Source organism: Lentzea sp. NPDC037011 (assembly GCF_055607425.1).
Genome location: NZ_JBVJRT010000013.1, coordinates 1 through 14,925, shown reverse-complemented (window position 1 = coordinate 14,925; position 14,925 = coordinate 1). Strand labels below are relative to the sequence as shown.

General features: G+C 70.2%; 14 protein-coding genes and 1 rRNA gene. 7 read left to right on the top strand and 8 right to left on the bottom strand.

The window, feature by feature from the left end:
- Window positions 1-41 precede the first annotated feature (41 nt).
- Complete coding sequence (locus ACZ7CH_RS33185) at window positions 42-1,010, top strand: zinc-binding dehydrogenase (RefSeq protein WP_360397126.1); 969 nt, start codon at window positions 42-44, stop codon at window positions 1,008-1,010.
- Between the two features lie 109 nt (window positions 1,011-1,119).
- The gene (locus ACZ7CH_RS33180) at window positions 1,120-2,538 is read left to right on the top strand and encodes an amino acid permease (RefSeq protein ID WP_360397125.1); all 1,419 of its coding nucleotides are present in this window, start codon (window positions 1,120-1,122) and stop codon (window positions 2,536-2,538) included.
- Here ACZ7CH_RS33180 and ACZ7CH_RS33175 read toward each other — a convergent pair.
- Window positions 2,513-4,048: a DUF885 domain-containing protein gene (locus ACZ7CH_RS33175; RefSeq protein ID WP_470375754.1), complete on the bottom strand. Its 1,536-nt coding sequence runs from the start codon at window positions 4,046-4,048 to the stop codon at window positions 2,513-2,515. The genes ACZ7CH_RS33180 and ACZ7CH_RS33175 overlap by 26 nt on opposite strands.
- A gap of 109 nt (window positions 4,049-4,157) precedes the next feature.
- Window positions 4,158-5,204, bottom strand: coding sequence for an NAD(P)H-dependent flavin oxidoreductase (locus tag ACZ7CH_RS33170; RefSeq protein WP_470375753.1), 1,047 nt, complete (start codon window positions 5,202-5,204; stop codon window positions 4,158-4,160).
- Window positions 5,205-5,317: 113 nt separating this feature from the next.
- Between ACZ7CH_RS33170 and ACZ7CH_RS33165 the strand changes: the two genes are divergently transcribed.
- Entirely contained in the window at window positions 5,318-6,421 is a 1,104-nt protein-coding gene (locus ACZ7CH_RS33165; RefSeq protein WP_470375752.1) for an alkaline phosphatase family protein, read from the top strand.
- Between the two features lie 30 nt (window positions 6,422-6,451).
- Here ACZ7CH_RS33165 and ACZ7CH_RS33160 read toward each other — a convergent pair whose 3' ends face one another.
- On the bottom strand, window positions 6,452-7,927 hold the full coding sequence (locus tag ACZ7CH_RS33160; RefSeq protein WP_360397121.1) for a chitinase: 1,476 nt from the start codon (window positions 7,925-7,927) through the stop codon (window positions 6,452-6,454).
- 98 nt (window positions 7,928-8,025) lie between these two features.
- Between ACZ7CH_RS33160 and ACZ7CH_RS33155 the strand changes: the two genes are divergently transcribed.
- Both ACZ7CH_RS33155 and ACZ7CH_RS33150 read left to right on the top strand, forming a co-directional pair.
- Window positions 8,026-8,457 carry an HD domain-containing protein gene (locus tag ACZ7CH_RS33155; RefSeq protein WP_470371895.1) on the top strand — a complete coding sequence of 144 codons (432 nt, stop codon included), beginning with the start codon at window positions 8,026-8,028 and terminating at the stop codon, window positions 8,455-8,457.
- A 74-nt stretch (window positions 8,458-8,531) separates the two neighbouring features.
- The gene (locus tag ACZ7CH_RS33150; RefSeq protein ID WP_360397119.1) at window positions 8,532-8,756 is read left to right on the top strand and encodes a hypothetical protein; all 225 of its coding nucleotides are present in this window, start codon (window positions 8,532-8,534) and stop codon (window positions 8,754-8,756) included.
- A gap of 55 nt (window positions 8,757-8,811) precedes the next feature.
- On the opposite strand, the gene ACZ7CH_RS33145 is transcribed toward ACZ7CH_RS33150, so the two are convergent.
- The 3 genes from ACZ7CH_RS33145 to lepA all read right to left on the bottom strand — a co-directional run bounded on the left by ACZ7CH_RS33145 (window position 8,812) and on the right by lepA (window position 12,183).
- Window positions 8,812-9,423 carry a class I SAM-dependent methyltransferase gene (locus ACZ7CH_RS33145; protein WP_360397118.1) on the bottom strand — a complete coding sequence of 204 codons (612 nt, stop codon included), beginning with the start codon at window positions 9,421-9,423 and terminating at the stop codon, window positions 8,812-8,814.
- Window positions 9,424-9,490: 67 nt separating this feature from the next.
- Window positions 9,491-10,315, bottom strand: a complete 825-nt coding sequence (locus ACZ7CH_RS33140; RefSeq protein WP_360397444.1) for a DUF72 domain-containing protein — start codon at window positions 10,313-10,315, stop codon at window positions 9,491-9,493.
- A 32-nt stretch (window positions 10,316-10,347) separates the two neighbouring features.
- Window positions 10,348-12,183, bottom strand: a complete 1,836-nt coding sequence (lepA, locus tag ACZ7CH_RS33135; protein WP_360397117.1) for a translation elongation factor 4 — start codon at window positions 12,181-12,183, stop codon at window positions 10,348-10,350.
- Between the two features lie 89 nt (window positions 12,184-12,272).
- Here lepA and ACZ7CH_RS33130 point away from each other — a divergent pair, with 89 nt between their 5' ends.
- Window positions 12,273-12,695 (top strand): type II toxin-antitoxin system PemK/MazF family toxin, encoded by a 423-nt coding sequence (locus tag ACZ7CH_RS33130; RefSeq protein ID WP_470375751.1) that lies wholly within the window; start codon window positions 12,273-12,275, stop codon window positions 12,693-12,695.
- A 48-nt stretch (window positions 12,696-12,743) separates the two neighbouring features.
- On the opposite strand, the gene ACZ7CH_RS33125 is transcribed toward ACZ7CH_RS33130, so the two are convergent.
- Entirely contained in the window at window positions 12,744-13,589 is an 846-nt protein-coding gene (locus ACZ7CH_RS33125) for a helix-turn-helix domain-containing protein (RefSeq protein WP_360397115.1), read from the bottom strand.
- Window positions 13,590-13,762: 173 nt separating this feature from the next.
- On the opposite strand from ACZ7CH_RS33125, the gene ACZ7CH_RS33120 reads away from it, so the two are divergent.
- The gene (locus tag ACZ7CH_RS33120; protein ID WP_470375750.1) at window positions 13,763-14,755 is read left to right on the top strand and encodes an ADP-ribosylglycohydrolase family protein; all 993 of its coding nucleotides are present in this window, start codon (window positions 13,763-13,765) and stop codon (window positions 14,753-14,755) included.
- 78 nt (window positions 14,756-14,833) lie between these two features.
- Here ACZ7CH_RS33120 and rrf read toward each other — a convergent pair.
- Window positions 14,834-14,925: ribosomal RNA gene (gene rrf, locus ACZ7CH_RS33115) — 5S ribosomal RNA — on the bottom strand; the annotation flags it as partial.

The window sequence follows — 14,925 nt, the reverse complement described above, 5'->3', positions numbered from 1 at the left end:
CACGGCGGTCGGCGGGGACGCCGCTGGGTATGTTGCGAACCATGTTCGCCGTTTACGCAGCAGAACCCAGTCCCGAGAACCCGCTGGCCTCGCTCCGCGTCGGCGAGCGCCCCGACCCCGAGGTGCCCGCCGGGTGGGTGCGGGTCGCGGTCAAGGCGGCCAGCCTCAACATGCACGACCTGTGGACGCTGCGCGGGGTCGGCATCAAGCCCGAGCAGTTCCCGATGGTCCTGGGCTGCGACGGCGCGGGCGTCCTCGACGACGGCACCGAGGTGGTGCTGCACTCCGTCATCGGCGACCCCGGCTGGGACGGCGACGAGACCCTCGACCCGAAGCGCACGCTGCTCACCGAGAAGCACCAGGGCACGTTCGCCGACTACGTCGTGGTCCCCGCCCGCAACGCACTGCCCAAGCCGGCGGACCTCACGTTCGCCGAGGCCGCGTGCATGGGCACGGCGTGGCTGACCGCGTACCGGATGCTGTTCGTGAAGTCGGGCCTGCGCCCCGGTCAGACGATGCTCGTGCAGGGCGCGTCCGGCGGTGTCTCGACCGCGCTCATCCAGCTCGGCCGCGCGGCCGGGTTCCGCGTCTGGGTCACCGGCCGCACCGAGGAGAAGCGCGCTCTGGCGCAGACCCTCGGCGCCCATGACACCTTCGAGTCCGGTGCCCGCCTGCCGGAACGGGTCGACGCGGTGTTCGAGACCGTCGGCAAGGCCACCTGGTCGCACTCGATGAAGGCGCTCAAGCCCGGCGGCATCGTCGTCATCTCCGGCGCGACGTCCGGTGACGCGTCGGCGGCCGAGCTGCAGCGGCTGTTCTTCCTGCAGCTGCGCGTGGTCGGCTCGACCATGGGCACCCGCGAGGAGCTGGGCGACCTGATCCGGTTCTGCGCGCTCAACGACCTCAGGCCGCAGATCGGCGCCGAGCTGCGGTTCGAGGACGCCGAGCAGGGCCTCAGGGCGATGCTGGACGGCGAGACCGCCGGAAAGATCGTGTTCAGCAGGCCGTAAACAGCACCGGAAGCCAAAAATCGGTTCCCTGATTGGTGGGTTCGGACAAACCGCGTGACAGTGGTCCCGAATAGGTTCGCCCGGACCCACTCTTCAAGGGAGCTAGGCAATGACCACACAGGGCGTCTTCCGGCGCAAGCCCATCGACCGGATCGCCGAGGACAGGGGCGACGGGCTCACCAGAACGCTGGGCCTGTGGCAGCTCACCGCGATCGGCATCGGCGGCATCATCGGCGCGGGCATCTTCTCGCTCGCCGGTGCCGTCGCGAACAAGACAGCCGGTCCCGCGGTGCTGGTGTCGTTCCTGATCGCCGGTATCGCGAGCGCGGCGGCGGCGTTCTCGTACGCGGAGTTCGCGGGCCTGATCCCCAAGGCCGGCAGCGCCTACACCTACGGCTACGCGGTGCTCGGCGAGATCGTCGGCTGGTTCATCGGCTGGGACCTGCTGCTGGAGTACACCGCGATCGTGGCAGTGGTCGCGATCGGCATCTCCGGCTACTTCACCGAGCTGCTGTCGCTGCTGAACGTCCACCTGCCGCAGTGGATGCTGGGCGCACCGGGCACCGAGGCCGACGGCGTCGCCGCGGGCACGTACAAGGTGAACCTGTTCGCCGTGCTGCTGTGCCTGCTGATCGCGTTCGTGCTGAACCAGGGCATGAAGAACGCCGCGCGCTTCGAGACCACGCTGGTGTACCTCAAGATCGCCGTGGTGGCGCTGGTCGTCGTCGTCGGCGCGTTCCACATCAACACCGACAACTACAACCCGTTCTTCCCGTTCGGCATCTCGGGTGCGCTCACGGGTGCGGCGACGGTGTTCTTCGCGGTGTTCGGCTACGACGCGATGTCCACGGCCGCCGAGGAGTCGAAGGACTCCCAGAAGCACATGCCGAAGGCGATCATCTACTCGCTCGCCGTGTCGATGGTGCTGTACGTGCTGGCCTGCCTCGTGCTCACCGGCATGGTCAACTACAAGGACGTCGACGCGGAGTCCGCGTTCGCCACGGCCTTCGCCGACATCGGCCTGCCCGCCCTGGGCATCATCATCTCCGTCGGCGCGATCCTGGGCATCACGACGGTGCTCTTCACGTTCCTGCTGGGCGCCGCCCGCGTCGGCTACTCGATGAGCCGCGACGGCCTGCTGCCGCAGTGGTTCGCGAAGACGCACCCGGTGAAGCACGTGCCGACGCGCATCACCTGGGTGCTGGGCATCGCCTCCGCGGTCATCGCGGGCTTCCTGCCGATCGCGGAGGCCGCCGAGCTCACCAACATCGGCATCCTGCTGGCGTTCGTCGTCGTCTGCGTCGCCGTGGTCGTGCTGCGCTACAAGCAGCCCGACCTGCCGCGCACGTTCAAGACGCCGGGCATGCCGGTCGTGCCGATCATCGGTGTCGTCTTCTCGATCTGGCTGATCACGTTCCTCACGCCGGAGACCTGGCTGCGGTTCGCGGTCTGGTTCGTGATCGGCCTGGTCGTCTACTTCACCTACTCGAAGCGCAACTCCGTCATGGAGAAGGAGTCCAAGCGGTAACCAGGGAGTCGAGCGTGGCGAGCGGCACCGGGCCGTTCGCCAGCACGAGGTCGTGGAACGCGCGCACGTCGAAGCGGTCGCCCAGCCGGGTGGCCGCTTCCTCGCGCAACCGGAGGATCTCCAGCCGCCCCACCATGTACGCGAGCGCCTGCCCCGGCGTCTCGATGTACCGGTCGACCTCGGACTCGATCTCCGGCGCGGTCATCACGGTGTTCTCGCGCAGGTAGTCCACGGCCTGCCGGCGCGACCACCCGAGGGCGTGCAGGCCGGTGTCGACGACGAGCCGCCCTGCGCGCATCGCGTCGAGCGACAGCATGCCCAGCCGCTGCTCGTCGGACGAGTACAGCCCCATCTCCTCGGCCAGGCGCTCGGTGTAAAGGCCCCAGCCTTCGAGGTAGGCGTCGATGAACGCGAACTTGCGCACGTTGTGCAGGTCGGTCTCGGCGGCGATCGTGATCTGGAAGTGGTGGCCGGGGATGGCCTCGTGGAACGCCGTCACCTCCGAGAGCGTGCGGCTGCGTTCGGTGGCGCCCAACGGGTTCAGGAAGTAGACGCCGGGACGGGAGCCGTCCAGCGCGGCGTCCATGTAGTACGCGAGCGGCGCGACCTCGCGGTCCACCTCGGGGACGAGCCGCACCTCGCAGGGCGCCTTGGGCAGCCGGCCGAACCACCGCGGCGCGACGGCCTCGGCCCGCGCGACGGCCTCGACCGCGCTGGTGACCATGTCGCCCTCGTTGTCCCACAGCAGCTCCGTGCGCAGCCGCGTGAAGATCTCGGTGACGTCCGAGGTGCCCCACACCCGTGCGCCGATCTCCACGTACTCCTCGCGCAGCCGGGCGATCAGGTCGAGCCCGAGCCGGTGCAGCTCGGCCGGCGTGTAGGCCGTGGTCGTGTAGTCGCGGACCAGCCGGGCGTAGTTCTGCTCGCCCTCCGGCAGCCAGCACAGGCCGGCCTGCGCGTCCTCGCGGCCGTCGAGCGACAGCAGCACCTCGCGGAACCGGGCGAACGCCGGCCGCAGGTCCGCGTCCCCCTCCCACGGCTGCCGCGGCGAGGCGAGGAACCGCTCCAGGTGCGCCGCGCCGTTCACGACGTGCCGCCGCAACGGCCTGCGGTCGGTGTCGAGCAGCCGGGTGGCCGCCTGGTCGAGGAACCGCGGGATCTGGTCCAGCCGCTTCGAGAAGTCGACCTGGGAGGCCAGCCCGAGCAGACCGCCGACCGGCGCGCTCAGTCCCGCGGCCACGGTGTGCTCGACCAGCCGGGCGTCGATCTTCGTGATGATCGACTCGGCCTGGTGCCTGATCACGGACCTGGTGACCGGGTCCTCGTCGCTGGTGTCGACGCGGCTCACGATGTCCGCGAGGCGGGCGCGCAGGGCCTGATGGCCCTCGACGCTGAGGTCGTCGAGCCGGTCGTCCCAGCCGGGCAGGCCGACCATGGTCGCGAACGCGGGCGTCCAGTCCATCATCGCCTGGAACGTCTCATCGGAGAGCGAGGTCACACCGTCCTTCATAGCCGCGCTCACCCCGCTTCGCCAACGAATTGACCGACGAGCTCGCCGAGCGTCGGCAGCGGAACCGGTCCAGTGCCGGCCGTCCGCGGGTGAGGTCACCGGACCGTTCCTAGCCGCGCGCGAACCTCTGCGCCAGCGCGTCGACCGCTTCCCGCAGCTCCGCGTCGAGCCTGCGCACGACCTCGGCGGCCGGTGCGGTCGGCGCGAGCGGGTAGGTGGTGCCCGCCCACAGCGACATGGCCTCCAGCTCACCGGTGGCGCGCACCGGTTTCGTAAGGTGGTGCACGTTCGGGTACGCGGCGGGCGCGTGCGGGGTGTTCTCGACCAGGAACCGGTTGACCAGCCCGCGCGCCGGCCGGCCGCTGAACGCACGGGTCAGCGCCGTCCTGCGGCCGCCCGCGCGCAACGCCTCCCGTTGCGGTGCGGCGGTTCCCGCCTCCGGGCAGCTGAGGAACGCGGTGCCCAGCTGGGCCGCGACCGCACCGGCCGCGAGCACCGCCGCGACGTCGGCGCCGTGCACCAGCCCGCCGGTCGCGATCACCGGCAGGTCGACGGTGCCCCTGACCAGCCGGAGCGCGGCGAGCGTCCCGTACAGCTCGCCACCTCCGGGCGAGACGCCGTCGTCGGTGAACGTGCCGCGGTGCCCGCCCGCGTCCGATCCCTGCACGCACAGCACGTCCGCGCCGATCTGCCGGGCCTGCCGCGCCTCGGCAGGGGTGGTCACCGTGACCACGACGGTCGCCCCCGCCGCCTTCAGCCGCTGCACGTCGTCGACGTCGGGCAGCCCGAACGTGAACGACACCACCGGCACCCGCAGCGCCAGCACCAGTTCGAGCTTCGCCGCGTAGTTGTCGTCGTCCCAGCGCGGCTCGCCCGGCACCGCGCCGAGCTTCCCCGCGAACGCGGTCACCCGGTCCACGTAGGACGAGATGTCGGCGGTCGGCCGGGTGCCCGGCACGAACAGGTTGACCCCGAACGGCGCCCCGGTCAGCTCCCGGGTGCGCGTGACCTTCTCGGCGAGCTGCTCGACGGAGACGTACCCGGCCGCCAGGAACCCGAGCCCGCCGGCGTCGTTCACCGCGGCGACCAGCTCGGGTGTGGAGGCGCCGCCCGCCATGGGTGCGGCGATCACGGGCACGGCCAGCGTCTGGAACATGAGCCCAACCTAGTTGGGCGGGCCCGTGAACGCCCGGCGAAGTGGCTGTGTTCACGGTGGCGCAAGGAAACGCCGTTCACCTCCCGGTCATGCCGGTGGGTGAGACTCGGTCCGTGAAACGCCGCACCCTGCTCAGGGCCGCCGCAGGCTCGGTCGTCCTCTCCGCCGCGCCCGGTGCCGCGTTCGGCGCGACCGGCCGGGGCCGGCGGGTGTACGTGGTCGTGCTCGCCGGTCTGCGGGCGGACGAGGTGGGGACCGCGCTGACGCCGAACCTCGTCGCGCTGCGGGCGGACGGCACGTACTTCCCGCGGGCTCGTTCGCTGCCGGCCGCCGGGAGCACAGCGCACCACGTCATGATGCTGACCGGGGTGCGGCCCGACCGCGGCGGCGTGCCCGCCGCCGTCGTGTTCGACCGGGCGCGCGGTGTGCGGCGGCTGAGCGAGCCGAGGTTCCCGACGGTGCTGGAACGCTTGCCGGAGCTGGGTTTCCGCACGGGCGCGGTGCTGCCGGAGGAGGACCTGCGCCGGGTGGTCGGCACGCGGGCGACGTACGGGTGGGAGCCCCGGCCGCCGGTCACGGGGACCGCGCCGGACGCGTTCACCTCGCACGCCCTGCACGCCGTGGTCGACGAGGCAGACCCGGACCTGGTGGTCGTGCAGTTCGGCACCGGAGCCCCGGCCGCTGCCGCGGGGCGGTCGCTGGCCGCGCGCACGGCGGACGAGCAGCTCGGCAAGCTGGTGCGGCACCTCAGGGCGACCGGGCGGTGGGAGCGGTCCGTCCTCCTCGTCACCGCGACTCCCGCCGCGGACCGGTCCCCGGTGTCGCCGGAGGAGCACATCCAGACAGATCCGTTGCTGCGCAACAGGGTTGTGGTCGTGCAGAACGACGGCGCCGACCTGCTGTACTGGACCGGCCCCGCCTCGGACCGCGCCCTGGCCGTGCGGCACCTGGAGTCGGTGGTCTCGCGGGTGCCCGGTGTGCGGTCGGCGCACCGCCCGGCCCAGCTGCGCCTCGGACCGGAGGCCGGCGACCTGGTGGTGCACCGGGGACGTGCCGCGGCCGAGCCGGTACCGCTGCTCGTCGCCGGTGGCGATCCCGTGGTGGGGCGTGGGGTCTCGATGACATCCGCGTCCACTGTGGATGTCGCACCGACGGTGGGGAGGCTGTTCGGCCTCCCCGAACCGTCGGGCGGGGGTGACGGTCAGTCCGTCATCTGAGGCAGTCCGTCAGCCGGACCGCGCCATCATCTAGGGCAGGGAGTCCAGATGAGGGGCGACCGTGTTGGCGAACTGCCAGTTGTTCGAGGCGTCCCAGTTGATCGACCACGTCATGGCGCCGCGGATCGACGGCCAGGTCGTGCTCGGCTTGAACGTCCCGCAGTTCGTGCCACGCGCGAGGCAGCTGAGGGCGTTGTTGACGTTGGCGGGCGACTGGTACCCGCCACCGGCACCCGACGGCGACGCGGGCAGGCCGAGGCCCACCTGGTCGGCGCGCAGGCCGCTCTGCAGCTGGATGCACGCGAGCGCGGTCAGGAAGTTGACCGTGCCCTGGCTGTGGACCTGCTGGTCGCAGCCGAGCATCGAACCGGAGTTGTAGTACTGCATGTTGACGATGGTCAGGATGTCCTTCGTGGCCAGCGCCAGCTTGAAGTACTCGGCGTTGACGTTCTGCATGTCGATCGTCTGCGGCGCCATGGTGATGACCTTGCCGCCACCTGCATAGATGCTGCGCAGCGCCTGGCCCATGTACTGGGCGTTGACGCCGTTCTCCAGGTCGATGTCGACGCCGTCGAAGCCGTAGGTGGAGATCAGGCCCTTGACGCTGTTGGCGAAGTTGGTCGCGGCGGTGGAGTTGGCGACGCTGATCGTGCCCTTCTCACCACCGACGGAGATGATCACCTTCTGGCCGCGGGCCTGCACGGTCTTCACGTCGGCGCGGAACTGCGCGTCGGTGTAGCCGCCGAGCTGGCTGCTCAGACCGGGGTCGAGGTTGAACGCGACCTGCCCCTGCACCGCCGTGGCATCGGCGAACGAGACCGCGATGATGTCGTAGGTGGTGGGGACGTCGGACAGCCGCAGAGCGCGCGCACCGTTGTAGAAGTTCTGCCAGTAGCCCGTCAGCACGTGCTTGGGCAGACCGGTGATCGGCGGGTTGCTCGTCGTCGTCGTGGTGGTCGTCGTGGTCGTCGTAGTAGTGGTGGTGGTCGACGTCGTCGTGCTCGTGGACGTCGGCGGAGTGCCGGGGCCGTCGAGGTTGACGTCGTCGGCGTAGTAGGCGGGCTGGCCGTACCAGCCGTGCAGGTAGATCGTCACGCTGGTGGCGCTGCCGGACGTGAAGTCGAGGGTCAGCTGGGAGAAGCCGCTGGAACCGGGCGTCCAGGTGCTCTTCTCCACGCCGCCGGTGACGCCGAGGTAGACGTAGCTGCCCTGCACCCAGGCCGACAGCTTGTACGCCGTGTTCGGTTGCACCGAAACGGTCTGCTGGCACCGCGCGGTGCTCTGGCCGACGGGTGTGCCCTGCAACGCGTACTGGCCGGTGCGCTTGGTGCCGGACGTGGCGCTGGTGCCCTCGGTGCAGGTCCAGCCGCTCAGGTTGCCCGCCTCGAACCCGTTGTTGGCCGCGAGGTTGGCGGCGGCGGCGTTGCCGTTGATCACCAACACCAGACCGGCACACGCGATGAACGCCGACAGCAGCGCGATCGCCGCTCGTCTGGTTTTGGACATGGTCCACCTCCACACACTCATGCGGCGACCATGTTGTGAGTGGACTAAAAATGGACTAGACCACTGCGGTTGGTCAAGCCCTGGTTTAGCTTGAGGGCGTGTTCACCCTCGAAAACGCGATCGCGATCGCCACCGAGGCCCACGAGGGCCAGGTCGACAAGTCGGGCCTGCCCTACATCGGGCACCCGTTGCGGGTCATGGCCGCCGTGAGCGGCGAGCACGAGCAGATGGCCGCCGTGCTGCACGACGTCGTCGAGGACACCCCGGTGACCGCGGCCGACCTGCTCGCCCGCGGCTGCCCGCCCGAGGTGGTCGACGCGGTCGTGGCGCTGTCGCACCTGCCGGACGAGCCGCAGGAGGACTACCTGCGCCGCGTCGCCGCCAACCCGCTGGCCGTCACGGTGAAGCGCGCGGACATCGGCGACAACCTCTCGCCGGCCCGCGTCGCCCGCCTCGACGCGGCCACGCAGGAGCGGTTGAAGGCCAAGTACGCGCGCGCCCTGGGGTTGCTCGACGAGTACGTGAGCTAGCCGACCTTCTTCATCGGTACAGGTGTCGTGAACTGGGTGTATTATCGAATCGTAACCAAGATTGGAAGGACACGATGACCCGCCACGACCTGTCCGTGAAGTCCCTGCGCTCGAACCTGGCCGTCCGCCGTGACGCCCGGCTGAAGCGCCGGAGCCTGGAGCGGCAGTTGGCCAGCTACACCACCGAGAGCGACCGCCTCGAACTGGACGCCATCCTCTCCCGCCACAGCGCCGAGGAGACGGGCGAGCTCCGTTCGATCATCAACCGCCAGGCGATGGACCGCTTGATCCGCGCCTGACCGGTACCTGTGTGGGCCACCCCCGGCAACGCCGCCGCGGGTGGCCTTTGCGTTTTCAGTACAGGCGCTTCACCGTCAGCACGTTGTCCTTGCGCGACTCCTGCTGACCATCCGGCCCGACGAGCGGCCGTTCGACCACGTCGTCGGTGATGATGATCCAGTTGTCGCCGAGCCGGAGGTGGTCGAGCACGTCCTTGGTCGTCGGGAAGTAGTAGTCGCGGTGCTCGGACCACGACGGCGCCCCGGCGTGCCCGCCGACGACCAGCCGCCCACCGGGCGCGACCGCCTCCGCGGCCCGCTTGAGGATGCTGTTGCGCTCCCCGTCCTCCTCGACCGGCGAGTGCAGGAACTGGGCGCTGACCAGGTCGTACCGGCCCTCGGGGAACGTCTCCTTGAGGTCGTGCCGCTCCACGGAGATCTCGACGCCGGCGTCCTGCGCGTGCCGGAGCGCCCGGTCCAGCGCCACCTGCGACACGTCGACCCCGAGCACCCGCCACCCCCGTTGCGCGAGCCAGACGGCGTCACCGCCCTCAGCGCACCCGAGGTCGAGCGCACTGCCCGGCGTGAGGTCCGCGGTCTCGCGCACCAGCAACGGGTTCGGGTTGCCGGACCACACCTGGTCCCGCTCCGAGTAGAAGGCTTCCCAGAACTCCTGCGCAGTCGTCATGCCGTCCACGATGCCCACCGTTGTGCCGGAGCGGCAAACTCCGTTGCCGATCCGGCAACAAACGCGGTCAGAACAGTGTGGCGGGCTCGACCGGTTCGGGTTCGGGCAGCGCGTCGAGCTCGGGCACGAGCGTGCGGACGTCGTCGTGGAACCGGCGGGCGAGCGCGGGCGCGTCGTCGTTGTCGGGGGTGTGCAGGAACACCGTCGGCGACCGGCCCTCCCGCAGCCAGCCGGCGACCACCTCGGCCCACGGCCGCCACCCCTCGACCGTCTCCTCGACCGAGTCGCGGCCCAGGTAGCGGACGATCGGCTGGTCGGTCAGCGCCCGCGTCCGCCGGGGCAACCGCGGTTTGCGGTCCCAGGCCTCGCGCTCGGCGTCGCTGGTCGGCGGGCTCTGGAAGAAGACCTCGGTGTCGAACGGCACCCACTCGGCGTCCACGTCGTCGAGGGCCCCCTCCAGCAGCGACGTCGCACCGGCGTCGGTGAAGAACACGGGGTGGCGCACCTCCACGGCACGCCGCAGGCCGACGGGCAGCCTGCGCAGGAAGCGGCTCAGTGCCTCGACGTCCGCCGGGCCGAACGAGCCGGGCAGCTGGGTCCACAGGACCGCGCGCTCGCCCAGGGGCTCGATGGCGTCGAGGAACGCCCGCATCGGCACCTCGACACCGGCGAGCCGGCGCTCGTGCGTGACGACCTTGGGCAGCTTGACCACGAACCGGAAGTCCGGGTCCGTCTGCCGCGCCCAGGTCTCGACGGTCTTGCGGGCGGGCGTCGCGTAGAACGTGGTGTTGCCCTCGACGGCGTTGCACCAGCCGGCGTAGGCCCGCAGCCGCTCCCCCGCGGGAAGCGACTGCGGCAGGAACCGCCCTGGCCACGCCTTGTGGTTCCACATGGCGCAGCCGACGTGAAGGCGTGCCACGGCCCCTACTTCTTGCCCTTCGGCTCCTCGGTCGACAGCGCGGCGACGAAGGCCTCCTGCGGCACCTCCACGCGCCCCACCATCTTCATGCGCTTCTTGCCTTCCTTCTGCTTCTCCAGCAGCTTGCGCTTGCGGGTGATGTCACCGCCGTAGCACTTGGCCAGGACGTCCTTGCGGATCGCGCGGATCGTTTCGCGGGCGATCACACGGGACCCGATGGCCGCCTGGATCGGCACCTCGAACTGCTGCCGCGGGATGAGCTCGCGCAGCTTCGTGGCCATGCGCGTGCCGTAGCCGTAGGCGTGGTCCTTGTGCACGATCGCGGAGAACGCGTCGACGGCCTCGCCCTGCAGCAGGATGTCGACCTTGACCAGCTCCGACTCGGCCTCGCCCGACTCCTCGTAGTCCAGCGAGGCGTAGCCGCGGGTGCGGGACTTCAGCGAGTCGAAGAAGTCGAAGATGATCTCGCCGAGCGGCATGGTGTAGCGCAGCTCGACGCGGTCCTCCGACAGGTAGTCCATGCCGCCGAGCTGGCCGCGCTTGGCCTGGCACAGCTCCATGATCGCGCCGATGTAGTCCGACGGGGCGATGATCGTGCACTTGGTGACGGGCTCGTACACCTCGGCGCGCTTGCCCTCCGGCCAGTCGGACGGGTTCGTCACGACGTGCTCGGCGCCGTCTTCCATGATCACGCGGTAGACGACGTTCGGTGCCGTGGAGATCAGGTCGAGGCCGTACTCGCGTTCGAGGCGGTCGCGGGTGATCTCCAGGTGCAGCAGGCCGAGGAAGCCGCAGCGGAAGCCGAAGCCCAGTGCCGCGGAGGTCTCCGGTTCGAACGTCAGCGCGGCGTCGTTGAGCTGGAGCTTCTCCAGCGCCTCGCGCAGCTCCGGGTAGTCGGAACCGTCGACCGGGTACAGGCCCGAGTAGACCATCGGGCGAGGCTCGCGGTAGCCGGCCAGCGGCTCGGTGGCGCCCTTGCGCTCGGAGGTGACGGTGTCGCCGACCTTCGACTGGCGCACGTCCTTCACGCCGGTGATCAGGTAGCCGACCTCGCCGACGCCCAGGCCGCGGGACGGCTTCGGCTCCGGCGAGACGATGCCGACCTCGAGGATCTCGTGGGTGGCACCGGTCGACATCATCTTGATGCGCTCGCGCGGCGTGATCTTGCCGTCGACGACGCGGATGTAGGTGACGACGCCGCGGTAGGTGTCGTAGACCGAGTCGAAGATCATCGCGCGGGCCGGTGCGTCCGCCTCGCCCACGGGCGGCGGGACCAGCTTCACGACCTCGTCGAGCAGCGCCTCGACGCCGAGACCGGTCTTCGCGGAGACCCGCAGCACCTCGTCGGGCTCGCAGCCGACGATGTGCGCGATCTCCTTCGCGTACTTGTCCGGGTCCGCGGCGGGCAGGTCGATCTTGTTGAGCACCGGGATGATGGTGAGGTCCTTCTCCATCGCCAGGTACAGGTTCGCGAGCGTCTGCGCCTCGATGCCCTGCGCGGCGTCGACCAGCAGGATCGCGCCCTCGCAGGCCTCCAGCGCACGGGAGACCTCGTAGGTGAAGTCGACGTGGCCCGGCGTGTCGATCATGTGCAGGACGTGGTCCTGCCCGTTGACCTGCCAGGGCAGGCGCACGTTCTGCGCCTTGATGGTGATGCCGCGCTCCCGCTCGATGTCCATGCGGTCGAGGTACTGAGCGCGCATCGCCCGCGCTTCGACCACGCCGGTGAGCTGCAGCATGCGGTCGGCCAGCGTGGACTTGCCGTGGTCGATGTGCGCGATGATGCAGAAGTTCCGGATGAGTTCCGGCGGCGTGAACGTCGTGTCGGCGAACGTGGTCAAGGCGGTCCTCAGCAGGAAATCGGACGGGTGTCCCCTTATGGTCCCATAGAGGCCCACGTGCTCTGCACCACTAGGGTGCGTTCGTGCTGATGAACGGTGAAGACCCCCGCCCGGCCAAGGGCGCGGTCCGCGAGATCTTCGACGCGGCGGAGGCCGCCAAGCTCGAGTACGAGCCCTCGGTGGACGGTGACGCGGACCCCGGCGAGGTTGTCTGGGCGTGGGTGCCCTACGAGGAGGACGCGAACCGCGGCAAGGACCGCCCGCTGCTGGTCGTGGGCCGCGCGAAGGGCGAGCTGATCGCGTTGATGCTCTCCTCGAAGGAGCCGCGCGACGACTACCTGGAGCTGGGCTCCGGTGCCTGGGACCGCGACGGCCGCCCGTCCTACCTGCGACTGGACCGGGTGTTCGCCCTCGACTCCGACGACGACATCCGCCGCGAGGGCGCCGTGCTCGGCCCGGTCGCCTTCGGCCAGGTCGTGGACACCCTGCGCGCACGCCACGGCTGGCGCTGACCCCTGCGGGTGCGGGGGCGCCTGACCACGCGCCCCCGCACCCGCCCGTCACGCCGCGTGCGGCCCCTGGTCGTCGCGCGCGGCCCGCCGGCGCCCCGCGTACTCCCCGAGCTTGCCCAGCGACTGCTCCTCGTCCAGCGCGACCTCGGCCAGCCGGTCGAACACCAGCCTGATCCGCGCGATCGCACCGGGGTCCTGCACGAACACCTGCGCGAGCTCGGTCTCGCTGAACACGACCGGCATCGCCTTCTCGTACTCCCAGAGCACGCAGCCGCTGGACGGCACCACGGCCCGCATCGGCACGACCCGGACGCTGTGCTCCTCGGACAGCAGCCGCGCGCACTGGTCCTCCATCACCCGCCGGCCGCCGACCCGTTGCTGCAACGCGAACTCGTGGATGTAGAACAAGCATTTCGGCGGGTTGTTCCGGCGCAGGACTACTTGCCGGTCCATGCGGTGCTGCACGGCCGCCGCAATTCGGTCGCCGGTCGTGAAACCACCGAGCCGGTGCAGCGCGTCGGCGTATTCGTGGGTCTGCACCAGACTGGGCAGCTTGGTCACCGAATAGCTCGTGATCGACGTCGCCGCGGACTCCCCGATCCTCGCCGTGCGCACGTCCTCCGGCGCGTGCACGACGTACTCGTCGAAGGCGTACCGGTACCGGCGCCGGAAGTCGTCGATGTACTGGATGTCCTTGCCGCACATGGTGAACAGCTGCACGAGGTCGATGTCGGTGGCCCGCACCTTGCCGTGCTCCAGGTTGGACACCTTGCTCGGGTCCCACCCCAGTCGCACGGCCAGCGCCGCCCCGCTCATGCCGGTGCCGGCCTCCCGGACGCGGCGCAGCTCGTCGCCCAGGTCCCTGCTGTACGCGGTAGATGTGAATACAGTCACGCCAAAACGCTATGGCTTGTATTTATTCCATGGTACGGGCCCTTTCGGGTGAAAAGAGCGCCTGGACGACTCCGGTGATGTCGACGGAGTCCATTGCCGTTGCCGCGCCACCGGAACAAATGCACTTCAAGGGTTCCACACCGTTGAACCGCTCGCGCAAGTAGGGTCGGACCGTGGACCGAGTCGCGGGATCGTTGTACGGGTTGGCTTTCGGGGACGCGCTCGGCAAGCCGACGGAGTTCCTGTCCGTTGCGGAGATCGACCGGCGGTTCGGTCCTCACGGACCGGACGACCTGGTTGGCGACCCCGCCCTGGTCACCGACGACACGCAGATGGCACTCGCCGTCGCGTGGGCGCTGCACGGCGTCGACCGGTACACCGCCGACGTGCTCGAACCGCGGCTGCGCGAGCGGTTCGTGTCCTGGGCGCACAGCCCGGAGAACAACCGCGCACCCGGGATGACGTGTCTGCGCGCGTGCGGCGGCCTGGCGGAGGGCCTGCCGTGGGTGGAGGCGACCATCGCGGGGTCCAAGGGCTGCGGTGCGAACATGCGGGTCACGCCGGTGGGACTGGTGCCCGACCTCGACCTCGACGTCCTCGCCGGGGTGTCGCAGCTGCAGGCCGCCATGACGCACGGTCATCCCACGGCGCTGGCCGCGTCCGAGCTCACCGCGTACGCGACCCGGCTGCTGGTCGACGGACGCGACCTGGCCGAGGTGCCCGCCGCGTTGCTGGACCGCTGCCGCGAACGGCGCTCGGTCTACCTGGAGCAGTGGCTGGGTCCCCTGTGGCGGACGCCGGGTGCGACGACGTCGGCCGACTTCATCGCGCGCGGCTGGGACGAGTGCGCCGAGGTGCTCGAACGGCTGGTGGCCGCCCTCGCCGAACCCGATGACGGGCAGGACGCGAGCCTGGCCACCGGCGAGGGCTGGATCGCGGAGGAGGCGCTGGCGACCGGACTGTACTGCGCGATCCGGCACGCCGACGACCCGGTGCGGTGCCTGGTGCGGGGCGCGAGGACCAGTGGTGACTCGGACTCGATCGCGGCGTTGGCCGGGGCGTTCGCCGGCGCCGCGCACGGACTCGCCGCGTGGCCGCAGGAGTGGGTCGAGCGCATCGAGTATGCGGATCAGTTGGCAGCGCTCAGCTCCGGCACGGCCAGCTGACCTCGCTCGACGGTCGTGGAACACGAAAAAAAGCCCTGCGGGGAGCGCTTGTGGCGCTCAACCCGCAGGGCAAATTAAGTTCGGCGGCGACCTACTCTCCCACACCGTAACCAGTGCAGTACCATCGGCGCAGAAGGGCTTAACTACCGGGTTCGGAATGGGACCGGGTG

Coding starts and splice junctions, on each gene's coding strand:
- ACZ7CH_RS33185 (WP_360397126.1), top strand. CDS start 42: ATGTTCGCCGTTTACGCAGCAGAACCCAGTCCCGAGAACCCGCTGGCC.
- ACZ7CH_RS33180 (WP_360397125.1), top strand. CDS start 1,120: ATGACCACACAGGGCGTCTTCCGGCGCAAGCCCATCGACCGGATCGCC.
- ACZ7CH_RS33175 (WP_470375754.1), bottom strand. CDS start 4,048: ATGAAGGACGGTGTGACCTCGCTCTCCGATGAGACGTTCCAGGCGATG.
- ACZ7CH_RS33170 (WP_470375753.1), bottom strand. CDS start 5,204: ATGTTCCAGACGCTGGCCGTGCCCGTGATCGCCGCACCCATGGCGGGC.
- ACZ7CH_RS33160 (WP_360397121.1), bottom strand. CDS start 7,927: ATGTCCAAAACCAGACGAGCGGCGATCGCGCTGCTGTCGGCGTTCATC.
- ACZ7CH_RS33150 (WP_360397119.1), top strand. CDS start 8,532: ATGACCCGCCACGACCTGTCCGTGAAGTCCCTGCGCTCGAACCTGGCC.
- ACZ7CH_RS33145 (WP_360397118.1), bottom strand. CDS start 9,423: ATGACGACTGCGCAGGAGTTCTGGGAAGCCTTCTACTCGGAGCGGGAC.
- ACZ7CH_RS33140 (WP_360397444.1), bottom strand. CDS start 10,315: ATGTGGAACCACAAGGCGTGGCCAGGGCGGTTCCTGCCGCAGTCGCTT.
- ACZ7CH_RS33130 (WP_470375751.1), top strand. CDS start 12,273: ATGAACGGTGAAGACCCCCGCCCGGCCAAGGGCGCGGTCCGCGAGATC.